This is a genomic window from Microbacterium sp. A84 (assembly GCF_051842815.1).
In the GTDB taxonomy this organism is placed as follows: Bacteria; Actinomycetota; Actinomycetes; order Actinomycetales; family Microbacteriaceae; genus Microbacterium.
Map to the genome: position 1 here is coordinate 727,057 of NZ_JBPXMS010000001.1, position 20,574 is coordinate 747,630.

Sequence of the window (20,574 nt, forward strand, 5' to 3'; positions counted from 1 at the left end):
GGGGTACTGTTCAGGCCAGTCGCAACGCACGACCGATAACGTAGACAGTATGCGTTTCGCCCATCTTCGCCGGCCAGACAGTTCCGACATCCAGCTCGCGGTCATCGAGGACTCCGCTGCCATCATGGTCGCCGAACTCCTCTCATCCGCACCCCTCACTCTCCAGGATCTCATCGAGGGTGGTGAGGAGACACTGACTGCGCTGCGGGCAGCACTCGCTACAGGCGCGGCAGCGCGGCATCCGCTTGCCAGTTTCAGCTTCGGCTCTGCGGTAGTGAATCCACCGGTGATACTTGCCGTCGGGCTGAACTATGCCGCGCATTCCAGTGAGCTCGGACTGAAGACCGACACCGCGCCGACTGTTTTCACGCTCTGGCCGAACTCACTCACCGGACACGAGGCCACAACCGAATGGCCCCGCAGCCTCAGCGAGTCCATCGACTACGAGGCCGAACTCGGCGTACTGATCGGACGTCATACAAAGGATGTCTCCGTCGAGGACGCCCTCGATCATGTCTGGGGCTACACGGTCGTCAACGACATCACAGCTCGAGATATTCAGTTTGCTGAGGCCCAGTGGTCGCGATGCAAGTCTTTTGACGGGTTCACACCGACTGGACCATTCGTGGTGACCGCAGACGAAATTCCGGACCCGCAGGATCTGCACATCTGGACCGTCGTCGACGGTCACACCGTGCAGGATGCCTCGACCGAGCAGATGGTCAGACCTGTCGCCAAGCTCATCGCGCACCTGTCACAGTCGATCACCCTGCAGCCGGGAACGCTCATCTCCACGGGAAGTCCAGGCGGCGCCGGCTATTCACGTAACCCGCAGATCTTCCTCCGGGACCGCTCCACCGTGACCGTCGGAATCGACGGTATCGGGGAGCTGACCACCCACTGCCGAATCCTCGACTGAGGGCCTCGGCTGCGGGCCGCGACGCAGGGTCGCGACGCAGGCGTCAGATCTGAATCAGGTCATCCGGCGAGATCACCGTGATGGCCGAGGTGATTGCCTCCAGCCCGGACAGACGTGCCGGCGAAAGCTGTTTGGTGACCTCTTCGCGAGACATCAGCTCTGCCTCGACGACGAGATCTGCGACACTGCGGTTCGTCAGCAGCGCGGCCTTCGCCAGAGCCGCAGCCGCTGCGTAGCCGATGAACGGCGTCAGCGCGGTGATGACACCGACCGAGGCGCCGACCATGGCGCCGAGGCGGTCTTCGTTCGCGGTGATGCCATCCACACAGTTGACGCGCAGAGTCCACATCGCCTGTCGCATCCATGTGATCGATTGGAAGATCGAGTGCGCGATCACGGGCTCGAAGGCGTTGAGCTGTAGCTGACCAGCCTCGACCGCCATAGTGACAGTCATGTCCGCGCCGACCACTGCGAAGGCCACCTGGTTCACTGCCTCGGGGATCACGGGGTTGACCTTGCCCGGCATGATGCTCGATCCGGCCTGCATCGCGGGAAGATTGATCTCACCGAAGCCCGCCTGCGGACCGGAAGACAGCAGACGCAGATCGTTGCAGATCTTCGAAAGCTTGATGGCATTGCGCTTGAGTGATGACGAGAACGACATGAAGGCACCGGTATCGCTCGTCGACTCGACGAGGTCTGTCGCGGTCTCCAGATCAAGCCCAGAAATCTGACGCAGGTGCTTCAGCACATACGGGGCGTAGCCAGCGTGGGTCGTGATGCCTGTGCCGATCGCAGTAGCGCCCATGTTGATCTCGAACATGAGCGTCGCATTCTCGGTGAGGCGAGCGTGATCCTCCCCCAACGTCGTCGCGAACCCGTGGAACTCTTGGCCGAGCGTCATCGGCACGGCATCCTGCAGCTGGGTACGCCCAACTTTCAGCACATTGTGAAACTCGCCAGCCTTGCCGAGGAACGAGCGACGCAGGAGGTCGAGCTCGTCCAGCAGCGAACGCAGGATCAGTGACAGCCCGATCTTGATCGCCGTCGGATAGACGTCGTTCGTGGACTGGCTACGGTTGGTGTGGTCGATGGGACCGAGGAAGGCATAGTCACCCTTCTCTCGTCCGGCCATCTCGAGGGCGATATTGGTGATGACCTCGTTGGCGTTCATGTTCGTCGAGGTACCAGCACCGCCCTGGATGACACCGACCGTGAACTGATCGTGGAACTCGCCGTCGATCACTCGCTGCGAGGCAGCATCAATGAGATCTGCTCGCTCGGCATCCAGAACGCCGATCTCTTTGTTCGCCCGCGCACTGGCCTGCTTGACCATGGCGAGACCGCGAATCAGATCGGGGTAGACCGAAATCGGCCGCTTCGCGATCGGGAAGTTTTCGACAGCGCGGGCCGTGTGAACGCCCCAATATGCTTCGGCGGGAATTTCCATGCTCCCGAGAGAATCGGTCTCGGTGCGAGTAGCAGTGGGCGCGGCAGAAGCCATGTCACATCCTTGTGGGTCGTGGCGAAATTACGGTGATGATCTCAGTCTATGCCTCGTGCGTCCGCACGCGAATGAGTCGTATCACGCGAATGAGTCGTATCAGTGACCCACCACGATGATGAGGATGCCAGCGAGCACAGCCGCAGCACACACCCCGAAACAGGCGTAGGCGCCGACAAGCGCAACACGCTTCTGCCCTGGGGTCAGCGGGTTCTTCCGTGCTGCCTTGGCAGCCTGCTTGGCCGCACGACTGGCCTCTTTGTCAGTGATGACAGTGATCGCATCTGTGAACTCCGCAGGAGACACCACCGGTGCATGACCGGAGCGTACGAGCATGCGCAGTCCGAGAGCGTAGAACGTGACGATGACAGTGGCGCCGATGAGTGCGGCGGCGAACACCAGCAGGAAAGCGGACCAATCGATGACGACACTCATTCTGCGCCCTCCTGCGTCGTTGTCACAGGCAGGTTCTCCGTACCGGCGTCGGGCTCTGCCTTCTTTTTGCCCTTGCGCTTACCGTTCTTGTCCTTCACCTTGTCCTTGGACTTGCCCTTGGGCTTGAACCTGGACTTGCCCTCGGACTTCGCCTTGGCCTTCGCTTCGGCCTTCGCTTCGGCCTTCGCTTCGGCCTTGGCCTTGAGCTCAGCTCTCGCTTCCTCGATGCGCTGCTGGCGACGCGTGGGCGGCGGCGTGTCTGGAAGCTCAATCGCGTGGCCAGACTCCGCGACATCACTCATCGCGTTCTCCGAGGTGACCGCGTCACGACGGGAGCGCATGAAGAGTCCGACGATCACAGCGAGCGCAAGAACCGCATCGATCGCGATACCCCAGTTGCCCAGCCACACCACCAGCAGTGCGGCAAGTGCACCGACGCCGCCTGCAGCCGGAAGCGTCAGCACCCAACCGATCGCGATGCGGCCTGCAGTGCCCCAGCGCACCGTGGAACCACGGCGTCCGAGCCCGGAGCCGATGACAGAGCCGGAGGCGACCTGTGTCGTCGAGAGCGCAAAGCCGAGTGCGCTGGAGGCGAGGATCGTCGCGGCTGTGGAACTCTCAGCGGCAAAGCCCTGCGCCGGCTTGACGTCGGTGAGTCCCTTACCGAGGGTACGGATGATGCGCCAGCCGCCGAGGTACGTACCGAGCGCGATGGTGAAGGCGCAGGCCACGATCACCCAGAACTCTGGTTCGTGGTGCTCGCCGGATTGCCAGCCGACGGTGATGAGAGCGAGCGTGATCACGCCCATGGTCTTCTGCGCGTCATTAGTTCCGTGCGCGAGGGCGACGAGCGACGAGGTGAAGATCTGCCCCCAACGGAAGCCGTCGCGCCCGTCCGGCTTGTTGTCGTAGCGACGAGTGATCGAGTAGGCGATCTTGGTCACCAGCAGCGCGATGAGGCCCGCAGTGACCGGCGCGATAAGCGCAGGCAGAATGATCTTGGACAGGACCATTCCGAAGTCGATGCCACTGGTGCCGACGCCGATGAGGGTTGCTCCGATGAGACCGCCAAACAGCGCGTGCGATGAACTCGACGGCAGGCCGAGGAGCCACGTGAGCATGTTCCACGTGATCGCACCGATGAGTCCAGCGAAGATCAGCGGCAGGAAGACATCCGCGCCCATCTTGATAATGGCATCCTCACGGACGATGCCCCCGGACACTGTCTTGGCGACCTCGGTCGAGAGGAAGGCGCCGACAAGATTCAACACGGCGGCGAGAAGCACGGCGGTCTTGGGCTTCAATGCACCGGTTGCGATGGGCGTTGCCATCGCATTCGCGGTGTCGTGAAAGCCGTTGGTGAAGTCAAAGAAGAGCGCTAGCACGATGACCAGCACGACGATGAGGGCTGCGGTTTCCACGTTCGCTTTCGGTTGTCTCAAGCAGGGATGTGCCGACGTGATCGGCGTGCTGAACGAAGAGTTCACCGTGGGTTTTACTTCCGTTAACCGGCCCCGATAAATCCTCGCACCCTCCTCGGCATCGGTCAACTCGACACCGACTAGCGTGGAACCGTGACCAACGCTCCTATCGCCGCTCGCCGCACCCATATCCGCACGCATCACGCAGACACTTTCAACGATCCTTATGAGTGGCTGCGTGAGAAGGAATCGCCAGAAGTCATCGCGCATCTCGAGGCGGAGAACGCGCACACCGATGATCAGAGCGCGCACCTCGAGAACCTCCGCGAGACGCTGTTCGAAGAGATCAAGGGCCGCGTGCAGGAGACAGATCTGTCTGTGCCGACCCGCCGGGGCGACTGGTGGTACTACGGACGCACCGAGGAAGGCTCGCAGTACGGCATCCAGTGTCGTGCGGCCGCAGTCAGCGGCGATTGGACTCCCCCGGTACTCGAGCCAGGCGTTCCTGTGCCTGGCGAGGAGATTCTGTTGGACAGCAATGTCGAAGCAGCGGGCCACGAATTCTTCTCTCTCGGCTCTTTCGACATCTCGGATGACGCGACGAAGCTGCTGTGGGCGCCCGACCTTGAGGGCGATGAGCTGTACACCATCCGCGTGCGCGATCTGGTGACAGGCGAAACACTCCCCGATGAGATCCCGAAGACCGGTGGTGGCTTCTTGACGCCAGACGGCACAGGGATCATCTACACGACCCGCGATGAGGCCTGGCGTCCAGACACGCTGTGGTTGCACCGTCTCGGCACCCCGGTCCAGGATGATGTGACGCTGTTTCACGAGCCGGATGAGCGATTCTGGCTGGGTGCGGGGCTCACCCGCAGCCGCCGCTTCCTGGTCATCGGCGTCGGATCCAGCGTCACCGGCGAGGAGTACCTCGTCGATCTGGAAGGCGACATCACCGCTGAACCGCGGCTGGTCTGGCCCCGCACCGAGGGCGTTGAGTATTCGCTCGAACACGCGATTGTTGACGGCGAGGACCGCCTCTACATCATGCACAACCAGGATGCTCTCGATTTCGAGCTCGTCTCAGTGGCGGCATCCGATCCCCAGGGCGAGCGCCACGTCGTGATCGCGCACGAGAGCGGACGTCGACTGCTGGGCATGGATGCATTCCGCGATTTTGCGACAGTGGAGTACCGCCGCGACGGCCTGGAGCAGGTCGGTCTGCTCGATTACGCGACGGATGCTGTCGACGAGTTGTCCTTCGACGAACCGTTGTACTCAGCGGGCGTGGGAGGAAACCCCGAGTGGCACTCGCCGTTCCTGCGGCTCGGTTACACCTCGTTCGTGACTCCGGGCACTGTGTACGACCTGGACCTTGCAACACGCGAACTGGTGCTGCGCAAGCAGCAGCCGGTACTCGGCGGTTACGACTCGGCCGACTACGCCCAGGCGCGCGCCTGGGCGAATGCCTCAGATGGCACTCAGGTGCCGATCTCAATGGTCTGGAAGCGCTCGTTCGGAGAACCGGGCGCTGACGTGCGTCCCGTACACCTGTACGGCTATGGCTCGTACGAGCACTCCATCGACCCCGGCTTCTCGGTGGCGCGGCTTTCGGAACTCGACCGCGGCGTCATCTTCGCTGTCGCACACGTGCGCGGCGGTGGTGAGATGGGCCGCAAGTGGTACGAAGACGGCAAGATGCTGAACAAGCGCAATACGTTCACCGACTTCGTCGCGTGCGCGGAGCATCTCATCAGCACCGGAGTGACAAGCCCGGAGCAGATGGTTGCCGAGGGCGGCAGCGCCGGTGGTCTGCTGATGGGAGCAGTCGCAAACCTCGCGCCTTCCCGCTTCGCCGGCATCCTGGCATCCGTGCCGTTCGTCGACCCGCTGACCTCGATTCTTGACCCTTCGCTCCCCCTCACCGTGATCGAGTGGGACGAGTGGGGCGACCCGCTGCACAACGCCGATGTGTATGAGTACATGAAGTCGTACGCACCGTATGAGAACGTGCAGGATGGCGTCGCCTACCCGCGCATCCTCGCCATGACATCTCTAAATGACACCCGCGTCCTGTACGTCGAGCCCGCGAAGTGGGTAGCGCGGCTGCGCGAAGCCGGGGCATCCGATGTTCTGCTGAAGTGCGAGATGGCTGCAGGACACGGCGGCGTGAGCGGTCGCTACAACTCCTGGAAGGAACGAGCCTTCGAGCTGGCCTGGATGTTCGACACGCTGGGGCTCGCCTAGCCGCGCGCCCGCGTCGCGGGTCACGGGTCGCGGGTCGCGCCCGCCCGAAATCAGGACGAAGTCCCCAGATCAGGAGGAATCTGCAGATTCCTCCTGATCCGGGGCGGATGTCCTGATTTGGGCCGCGGCGTCCTCTACTGCACAGTTGCCGAAACTCGGCACTTCTCCCCCATTCATGGGTTTAGCCCTCCGCGTGGCATGGCCGAGGCTCCATTGTGGACGCATGTTCCTCGAAGAATGGATGCGATCGCGTGACGGCGTCGCACACAGCTCCCAGATCTACGCCGCCGGATTCAGTAAGCATGCGGTCGCAGCCTCCGTGAAAAGCGGGCGGATGCTACGCGTACGGCGGTCTTGGCTCCTTCTACGCGATTGCGATCCAGCACGCGCCACTGCCGCTCGTGTCGGAGGGCGTCTGACCTGTGTCAGTGCAGCCCAGACGCTCGAGCTGTGGACCCCAGTCCATGATGAAATCCATGTAGCGGTGTCCCCCGCTGCAGCACGCTTGAACAGCGACGGCATCCATGTGCACTGGTCCGATGGGCCGATGCCATATGAGCACCGAGCCGCGATCGATCCGCTGATCAATGTGCTGTTCCATGTCGCACGCTGTCAGCCACGCGCCGATGCGCTGGCGATCTGGGAGTCGGCCCTCAACAAGAAGCTGATCAACATTGACATCCTGAAGGCAGTTGCCTGGCACAGTGATGCCGCGAACAGCCTGGCTGCGCTGGCATCCGCTCTGTCCGATTCTGGGCTGGAAACACATTTCGTTGAGCTCATGCGCGCAGTCGGCGTCAACGTACGCCAGCAGGTCTGGATCGACGGACATCCGGTCGACGCCTTGATCGGCGACCGTTTGATCGTCCAGCTCGACGGATTCGCGTTCCACAGCAACGCTGGCGACCGTCGACGCGACATCGCCGCGGACGTCAGACTGCGGCTACTCGGCTTCACGGTGCTTCGGTTCGACTACCAGCAGGTGCTGTTCCAACCAAAGTGGGTGCAGGAATCCATCCGGATCGCGATGGCTCAGGGCCTGCATCTCGCAGCCTGACAGCATCCGAGATCAGGACGAAGTCCCCAGATCAGGAGGAATCTGCAGATTCCTCCTGATCTGGGGCGGATGTCCTGATTTCGGCGACGCAGCAGCCAGCAGCCAGCAGCCAGCAGCCAACAACTCAGCCGAACAGTGCGGCAGCCTCGTCGTAGCGGTAGCGCGGCACCGTGTTGAGCTCGCCCAGAGCCTCTTCGAACGGCACGCGCACAATGTCGGTGCCCTTCATGGCCACCATCTGGCCCCACGCGCCTGCGACGATGGCGTCAGCCGCGTGCAGACCGAGGCGTGTCGCGAGAACGCGGTCGAAGCCTGACGGCGAGCCGCCACGCTGGATGTGGCCGAGAATCGTCGCGCGGGTCTCGATGCCGGTGATGCGCTCGATCTCGGGTGCGAGTAGGTCGCCGATGCCACCGAGACGGGGCCGGTTGAAGGCATCCAGCCCCTTGTCGCTGAACGCCTCGTCCATACCGAGAAGCTTGAACCCCTCCGAGACTACGACGAGAGGTGCGCGACCGCGATCGTGGGCGCTGGCGACGAGCTCTGTGATGTCATCGATCGACATCGGTACCTCAGGGATGCAGATGACATGCGCACCGGCGGCCATCCCTGCGTGCAGGGCGATCCAGCCGACGTGGCGACCCATGACCTCGGCGACCATGCAGCGCTGGTGCGAGTCACCGGTGGTACGCAGTCGGTCCATCGCGTCGGTGGCGATGTTGACCGCAGTGTCGAACCCGAAGGAGTAATCCGTCGCTCGCAGATCATTGTCGATCGTCTTCGGCACGCCGAGCACATTCAGCCCGTCTTTGGCGAGCCGGTCGGCCGCGGCCAACGTGCCTTCGCCGCCGATCGCGATGATTCCATCGATCTTGTGGCCGTAAAGCGTCTTGGCGATGTTCTCTGCGCCACCACGATCACCCTCATAAGGGTTCGTGCGGCTGGTGCCGAGAATTGTGCCGCCAACCTTCGACAGGCCCTTGACCTCGTGGCGGGTGAGCGGCATGAAGTCGCCCTCGACGACTCCTCGCCATCCGTCACGGATGCCGACGAATTCAAGATCGTAGCTGGTGGTGCCCTTGAGCACGATGCCGCGGATGACCGCATTGAGTCCGGGGCAGTCGCCGCCGCTGGTAAGAATACCGATCTTCATGCTGATGCCTTCAGAGGTCTCGGGAGTAGGACGGGCGACGTTGCCTGATCTCGACCCTAGTGGGCATCAGAGTCCCGCGCCATTCGATGGGCGCGAGAACCTTCAATCTTGCGCACTGATTCGTGGCCATTCGAGGATCTTCTGCAGATCGTGCAGAAAATCCCCGAATCGACCCGAAAGAAGTGCAGTTCTTGCGCCTTGCTGCGCCTCCGACGTCAGGACCCGAGGGCTTGACGCAGCAGGTGCATGAGTGCTGCCACCTGCACAGACTCGCTCGGGGTCTCGTCGAACGCTTCGCCGTCCAGTGCACGAGCCGCAAGGCCCTGCTTCTGGTCGATGAGCTCAGCGATCTTCGTATCGATCGTGTGCGCAGCGATGATGCGCCAGGCGGTGACCGGCTCATCCTGTCCGATGCGGTGTACGCGGTCGATCGCCTGAGTCTGCTCGGCTGCGGTCCAGCTCAGCTCGGCGAGCACCACGTTCGACGCCGCCTGCAGGTTGAGACCGACACCGGCTGCGGTGAGCGAACACACCGCGATGCCGACGTTCTCGTCGCCGTTGAAATCATCGATCGCCTGCTGCCGCGCTGGCGTGGTCTGATCTCCACGAATCGAGACGTAGCGGATGCCCGCGGACGCGAAGTGCGCCTCTGCCTGATTCATGACGTCGATGTGCTTGGCGAAGAAGACGACCTTGCCCACCGAGCGCTGCAACTGTGCCGCGTAATCGGCTGCCAGCCCAGCCTTGGCCTGGCCGATCTTGCGCACCATCGTGAAGACGTTGTCTCCGCCGGTTCCGGCCGCTTTCGACTCTTCCAGCTCGTTGTGTGCGACAAGGCGGACGATGTCCTCGTCAATCTCACCAGGGGCAAGACCGCGGTCACCGCGCGCCTCGAGGATGCGACGGTACTTGGCGGCCAGTCGCTCGCCCAGCTCGCGCTCGGCCTGACGAATGCCGCGCCCGAACTCGTCATCCAACTGCACAGGCAGGTCGGCAACGAGTTTGTCTGGCAGGTCGGCTGCGACGTCTTTCTTCTTACGCCGGACGATTCCCATCGAGATCACCGCATCGCGCGCCTCGGGGTAGAACGCCTTGTCGGCGGGCGTGTGTCCGGTTGCATCCAGCTTGCCCATCAACTCGGCCCCAGGCTTGTCACCAGTGGTCCAGCCCAGGAAACGCCAGATCGCATCGAAGTCTTCGACATCGTTGATCAGCGGCGTACCGGTGAGCGCCAGCATGAGCGGGTTACGCATGTGTTCCCGCACCCGGGTCGCGAGTGCGAGCACATTCTGCGAACGCTGCGAAGAAAGGTTCTTGATGAAGTGCGCCTCATCGACGACCATGCCCTTCAGCCCGATCGAGCTGAGCCAGGACAGGTGACGGTCAAGGATCTCGTAGTTCACAATGAACACGTCGGCGAATGCGTCGATGTCAGTGCCATCACCCTGGATGACAGTGGCGCGCCGCTGCGGCGTCCAGCGCTCAACTTCGCGTGCCCAGTTCATCTTGACGACGTTGGGAACCACGACGAGCAGCGGATAGGCGTCGACGATGGATGCCGCGAGTACCGACTGTGCTGTTTTGCCGAGGCCCGGCTCATCCGCGAGCAGGAAGCTGCGGTGTCCCCCGCGCACGGATTCAAGGAAGCGCGACTGATGCACCATGACCTCAAGGCCTTTGGGCGAGATGTGGTCGTACTCCGGCACCGGGGGCAGCTCCATGGAAGCTGCTGAGCCACCGGCTCCGGTCTCGAACGCCTTGTACAGCGGACCCATGAGTTCCCAGCCGTCCAAACGGCGACGAGGTGTCGTCGTCGTGCGCGGCGTGAGATCTGGAGCGAGGAACGGGTTGGCAAGTTGCCGTGATTCGACAGCCGGCGGCGTCACCTGGCGTTCTGCGAGGGCCGCGGGAACGACCGGCGCCTGCACCGGAGCAACATCAGTGATGATGAGTTCTTCCGGAGCTAGTTCCGCACCGGATTCCAGCAGCCAGTCACGTCGCATGCGTTTGGCGACGGGGCTCGCGGCCTGGTCTGCCTCGAGCAACTGGATGAGTGACGTGTCACGTGCGGCGGTCTTCGCGAGAATCGTTGCAACGCCGTCGAGCCGCTTGAGCAGCTCGGCGCGTGCGGAATCGCTGAACGCGGCATCCGTCTTCACTCTGGCGCGCTCCTCGCGCACCAGGAAGGCGATCACCTGGAACTTGACCCGATTGGTGGGACCGAGCTTGCCGCGCTGTGCCTTTGCCTCGATCTCGCGCACCTTGCGCGCGAGAATCGGGATCAGCGGGGCATCGTCGTCGCGACGGGATGTCTTCTTGCGCCGTGTTGCGGCGGTTGCCGTAGTCGGCATGCTCCTCCTGAGCGTGAAAATCGAATCGCCATGAGAGGCGGTTCGTGCCGTACGAATAGTCCGCGTGTGGCGTGAGCCAGGACCGTGCGGACACTGTCTGGTCTTCATCAGGGCACCGTTGAGGCGCACACCGGAAGAAGATCTGACAACAGTTTAGGTCATACCCACGACAAAACGCCGAATGGCGGGCATTCAGGCGCGTACTTCACCCGTCAACAGGGCACGTGCAGCGACGACATCGGCCGCCATCTGATCCTTCAGCGCCTCGATACCGGCGAAAGCGACCATGCCGCGCAGCCGTTCGGTGAACTCGACAGTGACGTCATGGCCGTACAGATCGAGGGCATCCTCATCCAACACATGGGCCTCGACCTGACGCACCAACACGTCATCGAAAGTCGGATTCGTGCCGACCGATACGGCCGCAGGATGCCGCACACCGGTGTCGTGGTCGACGAGCCAGCCTGCGTACACGCCGTCCGCGGGGACGAGCGCATCGACGAGCTCAGAAAGATTCGCCGTCGGGAACCCGAGTTCGCGACCGCGTTTGAGTCCATGAACGACTTCGCCGCGAACATCGACCGCACGTTCGAGCACTTCTGCTGCCGTTTTAACGTCACCCTCGGCGAGCAGTTCGCGGATCCAACTGGATGAGACGCGACGCTCAGAATCTTCGAGATACACGTCCTCGACCACATCTACGGTGAAGCCGTACTTCGGACCGAGGGTGCGAAGTAGCTCCGGTGTTCCCGCTCCGCGATGGCCGAATCGAAAATCACTACCGACGAGCACTGTGGACACATGCAGCGCGCCCACCAGGATCTCGGCCACGAACTCTTCCGCATCGCGTGATGCGAGCGCCCGGTCGAAGGTGAGCAGCAGGGTGGCATCGAGCCCGAGTTCACCAAGCAGTTCAAGCTTGCGCTCAGTCGACACCACGTTCTTCGGGCAGAGCTCAGGGCGCAGCAGAGCGAGCGGGTTGCGGTCGAAGGTGACGGCGACGGCGCGCGAGCCGGATGCTGCAGCATCCACCTTGAGTCGTTCGATAACTGCCCGATGACCCGCGTGCACGCCATCGAATTTTCCGATGGCGACGGCTGCAGGCCCGAAGTCGTCCGGCACCTCGCTGGGGTCGCGGAAGACGATCATGCGCCCGCCTCGACAGGCTTATGGGTGCGCAGCCACCAGATCCCGAACACCGGAAGAATCAGAGGAATGAACAGGTACCCCCGACCAAACATCGACCAGACGGAGTCGTGCTGAAACAGATCCGGCAGCGTGAGGCTCAAAATGCCTACCGCGATGACACCGATGAGTTCGAAGACGATCGCGATCCACGCGACGGTATACCAGCCTCGACGGCCGGCGAGGATGAGTCCGAGCGTCGCGACGATGTAGACGACGGCCGCGAGGCTCGAAAGCGAATACGCCAGGGGCGCTTCCTCGAACTTGCGCACGATCTGAACGAAGCTTCGGCCGGTGGCAGCAAGCGCCATCACGGCATAGACGATGACAAGGACACGGCCGATGCCGGTCATCCGAGTGCGGGTTTCGGTGATGCTCATAGCGTCCTCCATCCTAATCGCGCGAGGCACCGCTCAGCGCCGCAGGCTACGCGAGCTGGATCGTCCAGATGACTTGCATGCGCCACACCATAATCGCGACCGCAACTGCGGCCAGCCCTAGGATGACCGTGCTCCAGCGGGTGCGGTCCAACAGCGCCCAGATCACGCCACCGACGGGCACGAGAACGGCGGAGACGAGATACACCCAGAACTCCAACAGATCTCCGGTGGGAGGATTGCCGGCCAGCGGCGAGACGATCCCGACGACGATTTGAACGATCAGCAGCACTTCGACCAGTGCCAAGGCGCCGACGGTGAAGTCGCTCGGGCGACGGCCAGTGAGCCCCGCAATCACGCAGAACAGCCCGACGGCGACGGCGACGGCGATCTGAACAATCGTGAACCACAGGATCATCGCGCTTCCTCCGGCATGTTCATGGCGCTTTTCACGTCGCTCCCCCGCTTTTCGACGATTCCCACGAGAGCACCGTCCGGGTCGATCGCAGCGGCAAGGGCTCCGTCGATCCTGGATGCCTGATCCGCAAGGCGCTTGCCATGGCGCAGATCACGCGCCTCATCGGCAGACACTTCAAGCGGCTGCAGTATCTGTGATGCTGCCGCAGCCGGCGTCAGCGTCACAGCGCCCACGAGTTCATCCAGGCCGACTGCGCCGGTTACCTCGAACGGACCGATCCTGGTGCGACGCAGCGCCGTGAGATGCCCACCGACGCCGAGGGAATCCCCCAGGTCGCGTGCGAGCGCACGGATGTAGGTACCGGATGAGCAGTCGACGACGACATCGAGATCGATGAGGCCTTCACTGCCGCGCTGCGCGAGAAGTTCGAAACGTGACACGGTGACCGCTCGTGCCTTGAGCTCCACATGTTCTCCGGCTCGAACTCGGTCGTAGGCACGCCGCCCGTCGACCTTGATTGCCGAAACGGCGCTGGGAACCTGAGAGATGTCTCCGGAGAGCGCCGCAATGCCCTCGGTGATCTGCTCGCCCATGATCGCTGCCACGGCCGCGGCATCCGCTGTCACCGTAATCTCGCCCTCAGCATCATCGGTTGAGGTCGCCTGCCCGAGCCGAATCGTCGCGAAGTAGGTTTTGTCCGCACCGACGACGTAGGTGAGTAATCGGGTAGCGCCCTCGATGCCGATCACGAGGAGGCCAGTAGCCATCGGATCGAGCGTGCCGGCGTGTCCGACCTTGCGCGTTCCGAATGCACGGCGGGTACGAGCGACGACGTCGTGACTGGTCAGCCCACCGGGCTTGTCAACGAGAAGAATGCCTGGCGCGACCATCTCTCCAGCCTACCGAGACTTGCTCTGAGGTGCGTCCGTCGCACTGCACGTAGGCTATCGAGGTGCCTGTGCCATCGATCTCTTCGACACACCTGCCGCCGGTGCTCGCGGATTGGTATCTCCGCAGCGCACGCGATCTTCCGTGGCGGCGCGCTGAGTTCCATGACCGCTTCGGCGCATGGGGCACGCTGGTGAGCGAGTTCATGCTGCAGCAGACGCCGGTAGGCCGAGTGATTCCGCATCTGGAAGCATGGCTGGAGCGCTGGCCGACTCCGCGCGAGATGGCGCAGGCGACGCCAGCACAGGTCGTACAGCAGTGGGCGAATCTGGGATATCCGCGACGTGCGCTCTGGCTGCACCGCGCCGCAATCGAGATCACCGAACGCCACGGCGGACAGGTACCACGCGATGTCAATGCGCTCCTCGCTCTGTCCGGCATCGGCGACTACACCGCACGCGCCGTCGCGGTCTTCTCATATGGCGATCGTCACCCTGTCGTCGATACCAACACGCGGCGGGTGCTGGCTCGTGCCCTCGAAGGAAGGTCTCAGCCAGGACCGGCCGCGCGTCGCGATCTCATAGCGATGGATGCTGTGCTTCCCGTGAATGTATCTGAGTCTGCCGTCTTCAACGCCGCCATGATGGAGCTCGGCGCCATGGTGTGCACCGCCCGTGCGCCGAAGTGCGAGCAGTGCCCGATAGCCGCGCAGTGCGCATGGGTAGCATCCGGACGCCCTGACACGGGCGACGTCAGGCGACGTCAGGCCCGATACGAGGGTTCAGATCGACAGACGCGCGGTGCCGTTCTGAAGGCATTGCGCACTGCCGATGACAGCGCGGTTCCGCTCGATGCCGTGATTCACGATTGGACGGATGCCGCGCAGCGCGACCGTGCGATCGATTCGCTCATCGAAGACGGCCTCGCCGAGGCAGTCGACGGGATGCTGCGGCTGCCCCGCTGACCACGTCGCCGCCGGCCAGGTCCCTACAGGCCACGTCACCGCAGGCTCAGGTGTGCCGCCCTGTGCGATGCGCGAGCACCGCGAGTTCAACTCGTTTGCGCACACCGAGCTTTTTGAAGATCCGGCCTGTGTGCACCTCTACCGTGCGCACTGAGACTTCGAGCTCCACAGCAATCTCATGGTTCGACGAGCCTTCGACTACGCGCATGGCTACCTCGAGTTCCCGCTCTGTGAGCACCGCAGCCCAGACCGTGCGGCTGGCTTCGAGAGGGTCAACATCGTGAATGATGGCAATGGGCATCGTGGCGATCTGGGCATTGGCCTCGATCTGCGTGTGCAGTCGCGCCAATCGCACATCGACAGCGTCACGCCATGCCGCGGCTCCGGCATCATCGAACAGGCTCCGCGCCGCGCGCAGGAAACGTCTGCCCGCGCGCGCGTCACCCCTGATGAGATGGGCTGAGCCGAGCATCGCTTCAACCCGTCCCCGAGCGAACGGCGATCGGAGCTTCCGTGCAGCGTCGGCGACGTCGGCGCATTCCCGCCGCCAACTCGTCTCCGGCAGCGATCGGATGCGCCTGCGCAATCCCCTGGCCTCGCTCAGAGCTCGCGGCTCCACACACACCCGTTCGATCACCGGTCCGACCTCGTCGAGGCCGGGAACAGCGAACGGATGCTGCGGTGCTCCACGGTCATGCCACAGGGTCATCTCCATGGCTGCACGCTCGGAGTTGCCAGCCAAGTACGCCTCGAGTCCGTTGTCAACGAGCCGATCGACTCGGCTCCCACCCGGCAACGTCTGCACGAGCGACTGGGCGAGAGGTCCCGTCGTGCCGAGCACCGCGATGTCGAGTCGTTGAGCGAGTGTCGCACCGAGCCCCGCGAAAGGAATTCCGATGGGAAGGTCCACCGCAGCAGCGATCAGCCGATCTCTGGCGGTCGCTACATCACCGCGCCAAAAATGCAGCAGTGCTTCCGTCACCGCGAGATATGCGTCGACGATGGGGCTGTATTCGAACCCCGCCACCATCGGATCGGTCTCGCGGATCCGCCCAGTCTGCGCCCTGGACAACAGCTGCAGCCCGCTCTCGATGTCGCCGTCCAGCGCGGCATGCAGCGCACCGATCATCCCACCGGAGAAGGGGCCTTCTGACGGTGAGAGGATTGTCTCGACATCTCGGGTGAGTGTCGAACACAGCGCGAGCGCCGAGTCTCGGATCACACCGTCCGCACCGGATCGCAGATCTGCATCGCGGAGCTCGATGAGCCACGCGCGCATTGACGAAGTGGCACCGCGCTCCGCGCACAGCACTGATGAGAGCCCCGCGGTGCGCGCCCAGGCCTGCCAGCGTGCGGCGTCCGCGATGCGCGGGCGGTGGTGGGTTGGATCAAGAATCGGAACGACGCCTTGAAGCGCTGTCTCGGCGATCAACAGGCTTGCTAATGCCTGCGCTCGGTGTTCCACGGCGCCGTTCGGGAACAGGCTGCCCAGCCAGTCGGCAGCATCCTCCACGCACCCCGCGCCGATCGCCGCGACGCCTGCGATCAACCGTGCTTCGTCGCGATCCGCACCGATGGCATGATCGGCTGCTTCCGCGGCGACGACGAATGCCCAGTCCGGATGTCCGCCTTCGGCGAGCTCTCGTGCCGCGCTGATCAGAGCCGGAACGATGTGGGGTAGGCGCTGCACGGCGCCGCGCGCTGTGTGCCACTGAACGGCAATCTGATCCCCGCGAGCATTCCGCACGACGGCCAGCAACGTGTGTGCTCGACTGCGCTCCGAGGCGGTCGCCGTATGACGCAGCCAGATCGGCATACGCACATCGACAAAAGCGAAGCGTCCGTGCACGATGTTCAGGTGGGCGACGAGCCCACCTGCAATGAGGTCGTCGACGCGGTGCTCCGATGCCCCGAGCAACGTGTCAAGGTGGTCATCGGTGCACAGCGCCGCGAGCAAAAGAACGAAGAACTCTTCCGCGGACAGCCGAATCGGATCGAACTGTGCGGAGATCGACAGTACGAGTGGGAGTGACAGCGGAAGCATCCGGTAGCCACTGCGCTGTGCAGAAGTCAGTGCCGCCGCGACTTCGCACACCGTCTGCGCGTCACCGTTCAGCCGTCGGCTGAGCTTCGCAACGACATGCGGCGCGGTGGCGAGTCCACGTTCGAGTAGATCGCGGGTGATCTCAGAGATGAGATCACGTTCATCGACAGCGGTCGGGCGCAGACGTAAGTCGCCGTGCCACACCGTCGACACAAGCCCGCTCCCCTCTGCGTTCCAGTCCCATTCGCTGCCGGCCGGGCCGACAATGGGGATCAGAGTATCAGAAGGGGAAAAATCGACTAGCGGGCGCCGTCCTCAGCGTCATCCTCGTCATCGTCGTCATCAGCGTGCGCGTACGGATCAGCTTCACCCGCGTGCTGTGCACCAACGGCGAGCTTGGCCACCTCGGCGTCGCGCTGTTGCGCCTGATGCAGCAGCGCCGTGATGTTGCTCGCGTTGTCCGGGAGAGCATCCAGGATGAACTCAAGCGTAGGCACCAGGCGAGTGTTCAGGTGTCGCCCGACCTCACTGCGCAGCAGCCCGGTCGCAGAAGCGAGGGCAGCACCACTGGAGATGCGCTCCTCCTCGGTACCGAGCACTGTATAAAACACCGAAGCGTTCTGCAGATCACCCGTGACGCGGACGTCGGTGATCGTGACGAAACCAAGTCGCGGATCGCGCAGCCCCTTGTCGAGGCGTTCCGCGAGGATGACGCGAATGCGGTCTGCCAGACGAGCCTGTCGTTCTCCAGCCATTTCCTTCTCCTCTGTGACGAATGAGGGGCGCCCGCAGGCGCCCCTCATAGATCGATCAGATCAGCCGCGAGGCTTCTCGATCAACTCTGTGGTCTCGATCTCGTCGCCGATCTGGATGTCGTTGAACTTACCGAGTCCGATGCCGGCCTCGAAGTCCGTGCGGACCTCGGTGACGTCATCCTTGAAGCGGCGCAGCGACTCGATGGCCAGGCCATCGGCGAGGACAACGCCTTCGCGGATGACACGAGCCTTGGCGTTGCGCGTGATCGTTCCCGAGCGGACGATGACACCCGCGATGTTACCGATCTTCGAGGAGCGGAACACCTCACGAATCTCAGCGACACCCGACTTGACCTCTTCGTACTCTGGCTTGAGCATGCCCTTGAGGGAGCTCTCGATCTCGTCGATCGCCGAGTAGATGACCGAGTAGAACCGGACATCCACGCCTTCGCGTGCCGCAGCCTCACGGGCCTTGGGGTCAGGACGGACGTTGAAGCCAACGATGATCGCGTTATCGATCGTCGCCAGGTTCACATCCGACTCGGTCACAGCGCCAACACCACGGTGGATGATGCGCAGCTGGACCGTGTCGTCGACCTCGATCTTGAGCAGCGACTCCTCCAACGCCTCGACGGCACCGGAGACGTCACCCTTGATGATGAGGTTGAGCGTCTCGACCTTGCCCTCTTCAAGAGCACGGGTGAAGTCTTCAAGCGAGATGCGCTTGCGGGCCTTGGCCAGCAGAGCATTGCGCTGTACGGCTTCACGCTTCTCAGCGATCTGGCGAGCCATGCGGTCTTCTTCGGTAACGATGAAGACGTCGCCGGCACGCGGCACAGAGTTCAGCCCCTGCACCTGCACCGGACGAGACGGGTAAGCCTCTTCGACTGCATCGCCGTTCTCGTCGAGCATGGCGCGGACGCGGCCGTAAGCCGTGCCTGCCACGATCGAGTCACCGATGTGCAGCGTTCCGGACTGGATGAGCACTGTCGCGATCGAACCGCGGCCCTTGTCGAGCTTCGCCTCAATGGCGACACCACGGGCAGCCTTGTTCGGGTTGGCGGTCAGGTCAAGACCCGCATCCGCGACGAGCAGCACAGCGTCCAAGAGTTCCTGGATGCCGGTGTTCGCACGAGCCGAGACATCGATGAACATGACGTCTCCGCCATACTCCTCTGCGACGAGGCCGTATTCGGTGAGCTGCTGACGGACCTTGGCCGGGTTGGCCTCGGGCTTGTCAACCTTGTTCACTGCGACGACGATCGGAACACCGGCCGCCTGCGCGTGGTTCAACGCCTCAACCGTCTGCGGCATGATGCCGTCATCGGCTGCGACCACCAGGATCGCAAGGTCGGTGACCTGTGCACCACGAGCACGCATGGCGGTGAACGCCTCGTGACCCGGTGTGTCAATGAACGTGATCGCACGCTCATGGCCCTCGTGCTCGGTCCAGACCTGGTAGGCACCGATGTGCTGGGTGATGCCTCCGGCCTCACCCTCGATGACGTTGGTCTTGCGGATCGCGTCAAGAAGGCGTGTCTTACCGTGGTCGACGTGACCCATGACGGTGACAACCGGCGGACGAATCTCGAGGTCGTCTTCGCTCTCAGCTTCCAGCTCGCTGTCAAGATCGAGACCGAAGCCCTCAAGGAGCTCCTTGTCCTCGTCCTCAGGCGAAACCATCTGGATCTTGTAGCCCAGCTCGACTCCGAGAACCTCGAAGGTAGCCTCATCCAGCGACTCGGTGGCCGTGGCCATCTCGCCGAGGTTGAAGAGAATTGTGACCAGGGTGCCCGGCTGCACTGTGTAGCCGGTCAGCGTCTCGATCTTGTCTGCGAAGTCGGCGATCGATGCGCCGCGGCGCATCCGAATGATCTCTCCGTTACCGCGGGTGACATTGACGCCACCGACGATCGGAGCCGACCGCATTTCAAATTCCTGCCGCTTCGCCCTACGCGACTTGCGCTGCTTGGACTTGCCGCCACCCTTACCGAAGGCACCTGCTGTACCGCCGCCGGGTCCACGACCACGACCGCCGCCGCCACCGGGACGACCAGCGAAACCGCCGCCACCCCCGGGACGTGCACCGGGTCCGCCGGTACCTGCGCCAGCACCACCGGGACGACCGGGGCCGCCTGGACGCTGCTGGAACGGTGCGCCACCCGGACGTCCACCCGGACCGCTGCGCGGAGCGCCGGGACGGGGTGCGCCGGGACGCGGAGCGCCCGGACGAGGTGCACCGGGACGCGGTGCCTGCGGGCGAGGAATGTTTCCGGGCGTCGGGCGCTGGCCCATGCCCTGAGCGGAAGCGAACGGGTTGTTACCCGGACGCGGACCCGCTGGTCGCTGGCCCATCCCCTGCGAAGTGGAGAAGGGGTTGTTGCCGGGGCGCGGTGCGCCAGGCGCCGGAGCGCCCTTGCCGGCAGACGATTCAGTCGGCTCATCCGACTTCTTTGCCGTGGGCTCCGCCGCAGCGGGTGCTGGAGCCGCGGGAGCTGCCTCGGGGGCAGGTTCCACGGGAGCCGGCTCGGGGGCAGGCTTCGGACCCGGCTTGGGTCCGGGAGTCGGTGGCTTCGGGCCGGGCTTGGCAGCCGCGGTCTTCGAAGCAGTCGCAGGCTTTGACTCTGCAGCAGGCTTGTCGCCAGCCGGCTTCGCGTCAGCCTTGGGCTTGGCAGCATTGTCGGCCTCGATGGCCGCACGGAGCTTGCGAGCCACTGGAGGCTCAATCGTCGATGAAGGACTCTTGACGAATTCGCCGATTTCCTTCAGCTTCGCGAGTGCGAACTTGCTGTCGACGCCGAGTTCAGCGGCAATCTCGTGTACACGTGGTTTGGCAGCCACAATTCTCCTGTCTGG

The 20,574-nt window shown here is 63.5% G+C and carries 16 protein-coding genes; 4 read left to right on the forward strand and 12 right to left on the reverse strand.

Annotated features, from left to right (window positions below):
- The first annotated feature begins 49 nt into the window (after positions 1-49).
- Positions 50-919: a fumarylacetoacetate hydrolase family protein gene (locus tag ACSU04_RS03755; protein ID WP_439278490.1), complete on the forward strand. Its 870-nt coding sequence runs from the start codon at positions 50-52 to the stop codon at positions 917-919.
- Positions 920-962: 43 nt separating this feature from the next.
- Here ACSU04_RS03755 and ACSU04_RS03760 read toward each other — a convergent pair whose 3' ends face one another.
- The 3 genes from ACSU04_RS03760 to ACSU04_RS03770 all read right to left on the reverse strand — a co-directional run bounded on the left by ACSU04_RS03760 (position 963) and on the right by ACSU04_RS03770 (position 4,279).
- On the reverse strand, positions 963-2,423 hold the full coding sequence (locus ACSU04_RS03760; protein WP_439288477.1) for an aspartate ammonia-lyase: 1,461 nt from the start codon (positions 2,421-2,423) through the stop codon (positions 963-965).
- Between the two features lie 99 nt (positions 2,424-2,522).
- Positions 2,523-2,858, reverse strand: a complete 336-nt coding sequence (locus tag ACSU04_RS03765) for a peptidase (protein ID WP_439278492.1) — start codon at positions 2,856-2,858, stop codon at positions 2,523-2,525.
- On the reverse strand, positions 2,855-4,279 hold the full coding sequence (locus tag ACSU04_RS03770) for an inorganic phosphate transporter (protein WP_439288478.1): 1,425 nt from the start codon (positions 4,277-4,279) through the stop codon (positions 2,855-2,857). The genes ACSU04_RS03765 and ACSU04_RS03770 overlap by 4 nt, the downstream gene beginning before the upstream one ends.
- Before the next feature lie 153 nt (positions 4,280-4,432).
- Between ACSU04_RS03770 and ACSU04_RS03775 the strand changes: the two genes are divergently transcribed.
- Together ACSU04_RS03775 and ACSU04_RS03780 are read left to right on the forward strand one after the other, a co-directional pair.
- Positions 4,433-6,526 (forward strand): S9 family peptidase, encoded by a 2,094-nt coding sequence (locus tag ACSU04_RS03775; protein ID WP_439288479.1) that lies wholly within the window; start codon positions 4,433-4,435, stop codon positions 6,524-6,526.
- Positions 6,527-7,010: 484 nt separating this feature from the next.
- Positions 7,011-7,583: an endonuclease domain-containing protein gene (locus ACSU04_RS03780; RefSeq protein ID WP_439288480.1), complete on the forward strand. Its 573-nt coding sequence runs from the start codon at positions 7,011-7,013 to the stop codon at positions 7,581-7,583.
- A 124-nt stretch (positions 7,584-7,707) separates the two neighbouring features.
- On the opposite strand, the gene ACSU04_RS03785 is transcribed toward ACSU04_RS03780, so the two are convergent.
- From ACSU04_RS03785 to truB, 6 genes are all read right to left on the reverse strand, one after another.
- A complete protein-coding gene (locus ACSU04_RS03785; RefSeq protein WP_439278496.1) occupies positions 7,708-8,736 on the reverse strand; it encodes a 6-phosphofructokinase in 1,029 nt (342 codons plus the stop codon).
- Positions 8,737-8,951: 215 nt separating this feature from the next.
- Positions 8,952-11,087, reverse strand: coding sequence for a DEAD/DEAH box helicase (locus tag ACSU04_RS03790; protein ID WP_439278497.1), 2,136 nt, complete (start codon positions 11,085-11,087; stop codon positions 8,952-8,954).
- Positions 11,088-11,279: 192 nt separating this feature from the next.
- Entirely contained in the window at positions 11,280-12,236 is a 957-nt protein-coding gene (locus tag ACSU04_RS03795; protein WP_439288481.1) for a bifunctional riboflavin kinase/FAD synthetase, read from the reverse strand.
- Positions 12,233-12,625 (reverse strand): hypothetical protein, encoded by a 393-nt coding sequence (locus ACSU04_RS03800; protein WP_439278687.1) that lies wholly within the window; start codon positions 12,623-12,625, stop codon positions 12,233-12,235. The genes ACSU04_RS03795 and ACSU04_RS03800 overlap by 4 nt, the downstream gene beginning before the upstream one ends.
- A gap of 73 nt (positions 12,626-12,698) precedes the next feature.
- Entirely contained in the window at positions 12,699-13,067 is a 369-nt protein-coding gene (locus ACSU04_RS03805) for a hypothetical protein (RefSeq protein WP_439278499.1), read from the reverse strand.
- On the reverse strand, positions 13,064-13,957 hold the full coding sequence (gene truB / locus ACSU04_RS03810; protein WP_439278500.1) for a tRNA pseudouridine(55) synthase TruB: 894 nt from the start codon (positions 13,955-13,957) through the stop codon (positions 13,064-13,066). The genes ACSU04_RS03805 and truB overlap by 4 nt, the downstream gene beginning before the upstream one ends.
- Before the next feature lie 62 nt (positions 13,958-14,019).
- Between truB and ACSU04_RS03815 the strand changes: the two genes are divergently transcribed.
- A complete protein-coding gene (locus ACSU04_RS03815) occupies positions 14,020-14,919 on the forward strand; it encodes an A/G-specific adenine glycosylase (RefSeq protein ID WP_439288482.1) in 900 nt (299 codons plus the stop codon).
- A gap of 46 nt (positions 14,920-14,965) precedes the next feature.
- On the opposite strand, the gene ACSU04_RS03820 is transcribed toward ACSU04_RS03815, so the two are convergent.
- From ACSU04_RS03820 to infB, 3 genes are all read right to left on the reverse strand, one after another.
- Positions 14,966-17,176 carry a LuxR C-terminal-related transcriptional regulator gene (locus ACSU04_RS03820; RefSeq protein WP_439288483.1) on the reverse strand — a complete coding sequence of 737 codons (2,211 nt, stop codon included), beginning with the start codon at positions 17,174-17,176 and terminating at the stop codon, positions 14,966-14,968.
- Between the two features lie 86 nt (positions 17,177-17,262).
- Complete coding sequence (gene rbfA, locus ACSU04_RS03825; RefSeq protein WP_439278503.1) at positions 17,263-17,718, reverse strand: 30S ribosome-binding factor RbfA; 456 nt, start codon at positions 17,716-17,718, stop codon at positions 17,263-17,265.
- Positions 17,719-17,778: 60 nt separating this feature from the next.
- Positions 17,779-20,559, reverse strand: coding sequence for a translation initiation factor IF-2 (infB, locus tag ACSU04_RS03830; protein WP_439288484.1), 2,781 nt, complete (start codon positions 20,557-20,559; stop codon positions 17,779-17,781).
- Positions 20,560-20,574 lie beyond the last annotated feature (15 nt).

What these genes read in the sequence shown, in the direction of transcription:
- ACSU04_RS03795 (WP_439288481.1), bottom strand. Translation starts at nt 12,236, where the DNA reads ATGATCGTCTTCCGCGACCCCAGCGAGGTGCCGGACGACTTCGGGCCT.
- ACSU04_RS03805 (WP_439278499.1), bottom strand. Translation starts at nt 13,067, where the DNA reads ATGATCCTGTGGTTCACGATTGTTCAGATCGCCGTCGCCGTCGCCGTC.
- rbfA (WP_439278503.1), bottom strand. Translation starts at nt 17,718, where the DNA reads ATGGCTGGAGAACGACAGGCTCGTCTGGCAGACCGCATTCGCGTCATC.
- ACSU04_RS03755 (WP_439278490.1), top strand. Translation starts at nt 50, where the DNA reads ATGCGTTTCGCCCATCTTCGCCGGCCAGACAGTTCCGACATCCAGCTC.
- ACSU04_RS03800 (WP_439278687.1), bottom strand. Translation starts at nt 12,625, where the DNA reads ATGACCGGCATCGGCCGTGTCCTTGTCATCGTCTATGCCGTGATGGCG.
- ACSU04_RS03760 (WP_439288477.1), bottom strand. Translation starts at nt 2,423, where the DNA reads ATGGCTTCTGCCGCGCCCACTGCTACTCGCACCGAGACCGATTCTCTC.
- ACSU04_RS03765 (WP_439278492.1), bottom strand. Translation starts at nt 2,858, where the DNA reads ATGAGTGTCGTCATCGATTGGTCCGCTTTCCTGCTGGTGTTCGCCGCC.
- ACSU04_RS03785 (WP_439278496.1), bottom strand. Translation starts at nt 8,736, where the DNA reads ATGAAGATCGGTATTCTTACCAGCGGCGGCGACTGCCCCGGACTCAAT.
- ACSU04_RS03790 (WP_439278497.1), bottom strand. Translation starts at nt 11,087, where the DNA reads ATGCCGACTACGGCAACCGCCGCAACACGGCGCAAGAAGACATCCCGT.
- truB (WP_439278500.1), bottom strand. Translation starts at nt 13,957, where the DNA reads ATGGTCGCGCCAGGCATTCTTCTCGTTGACAAGCCCGGTGGGCTGACC.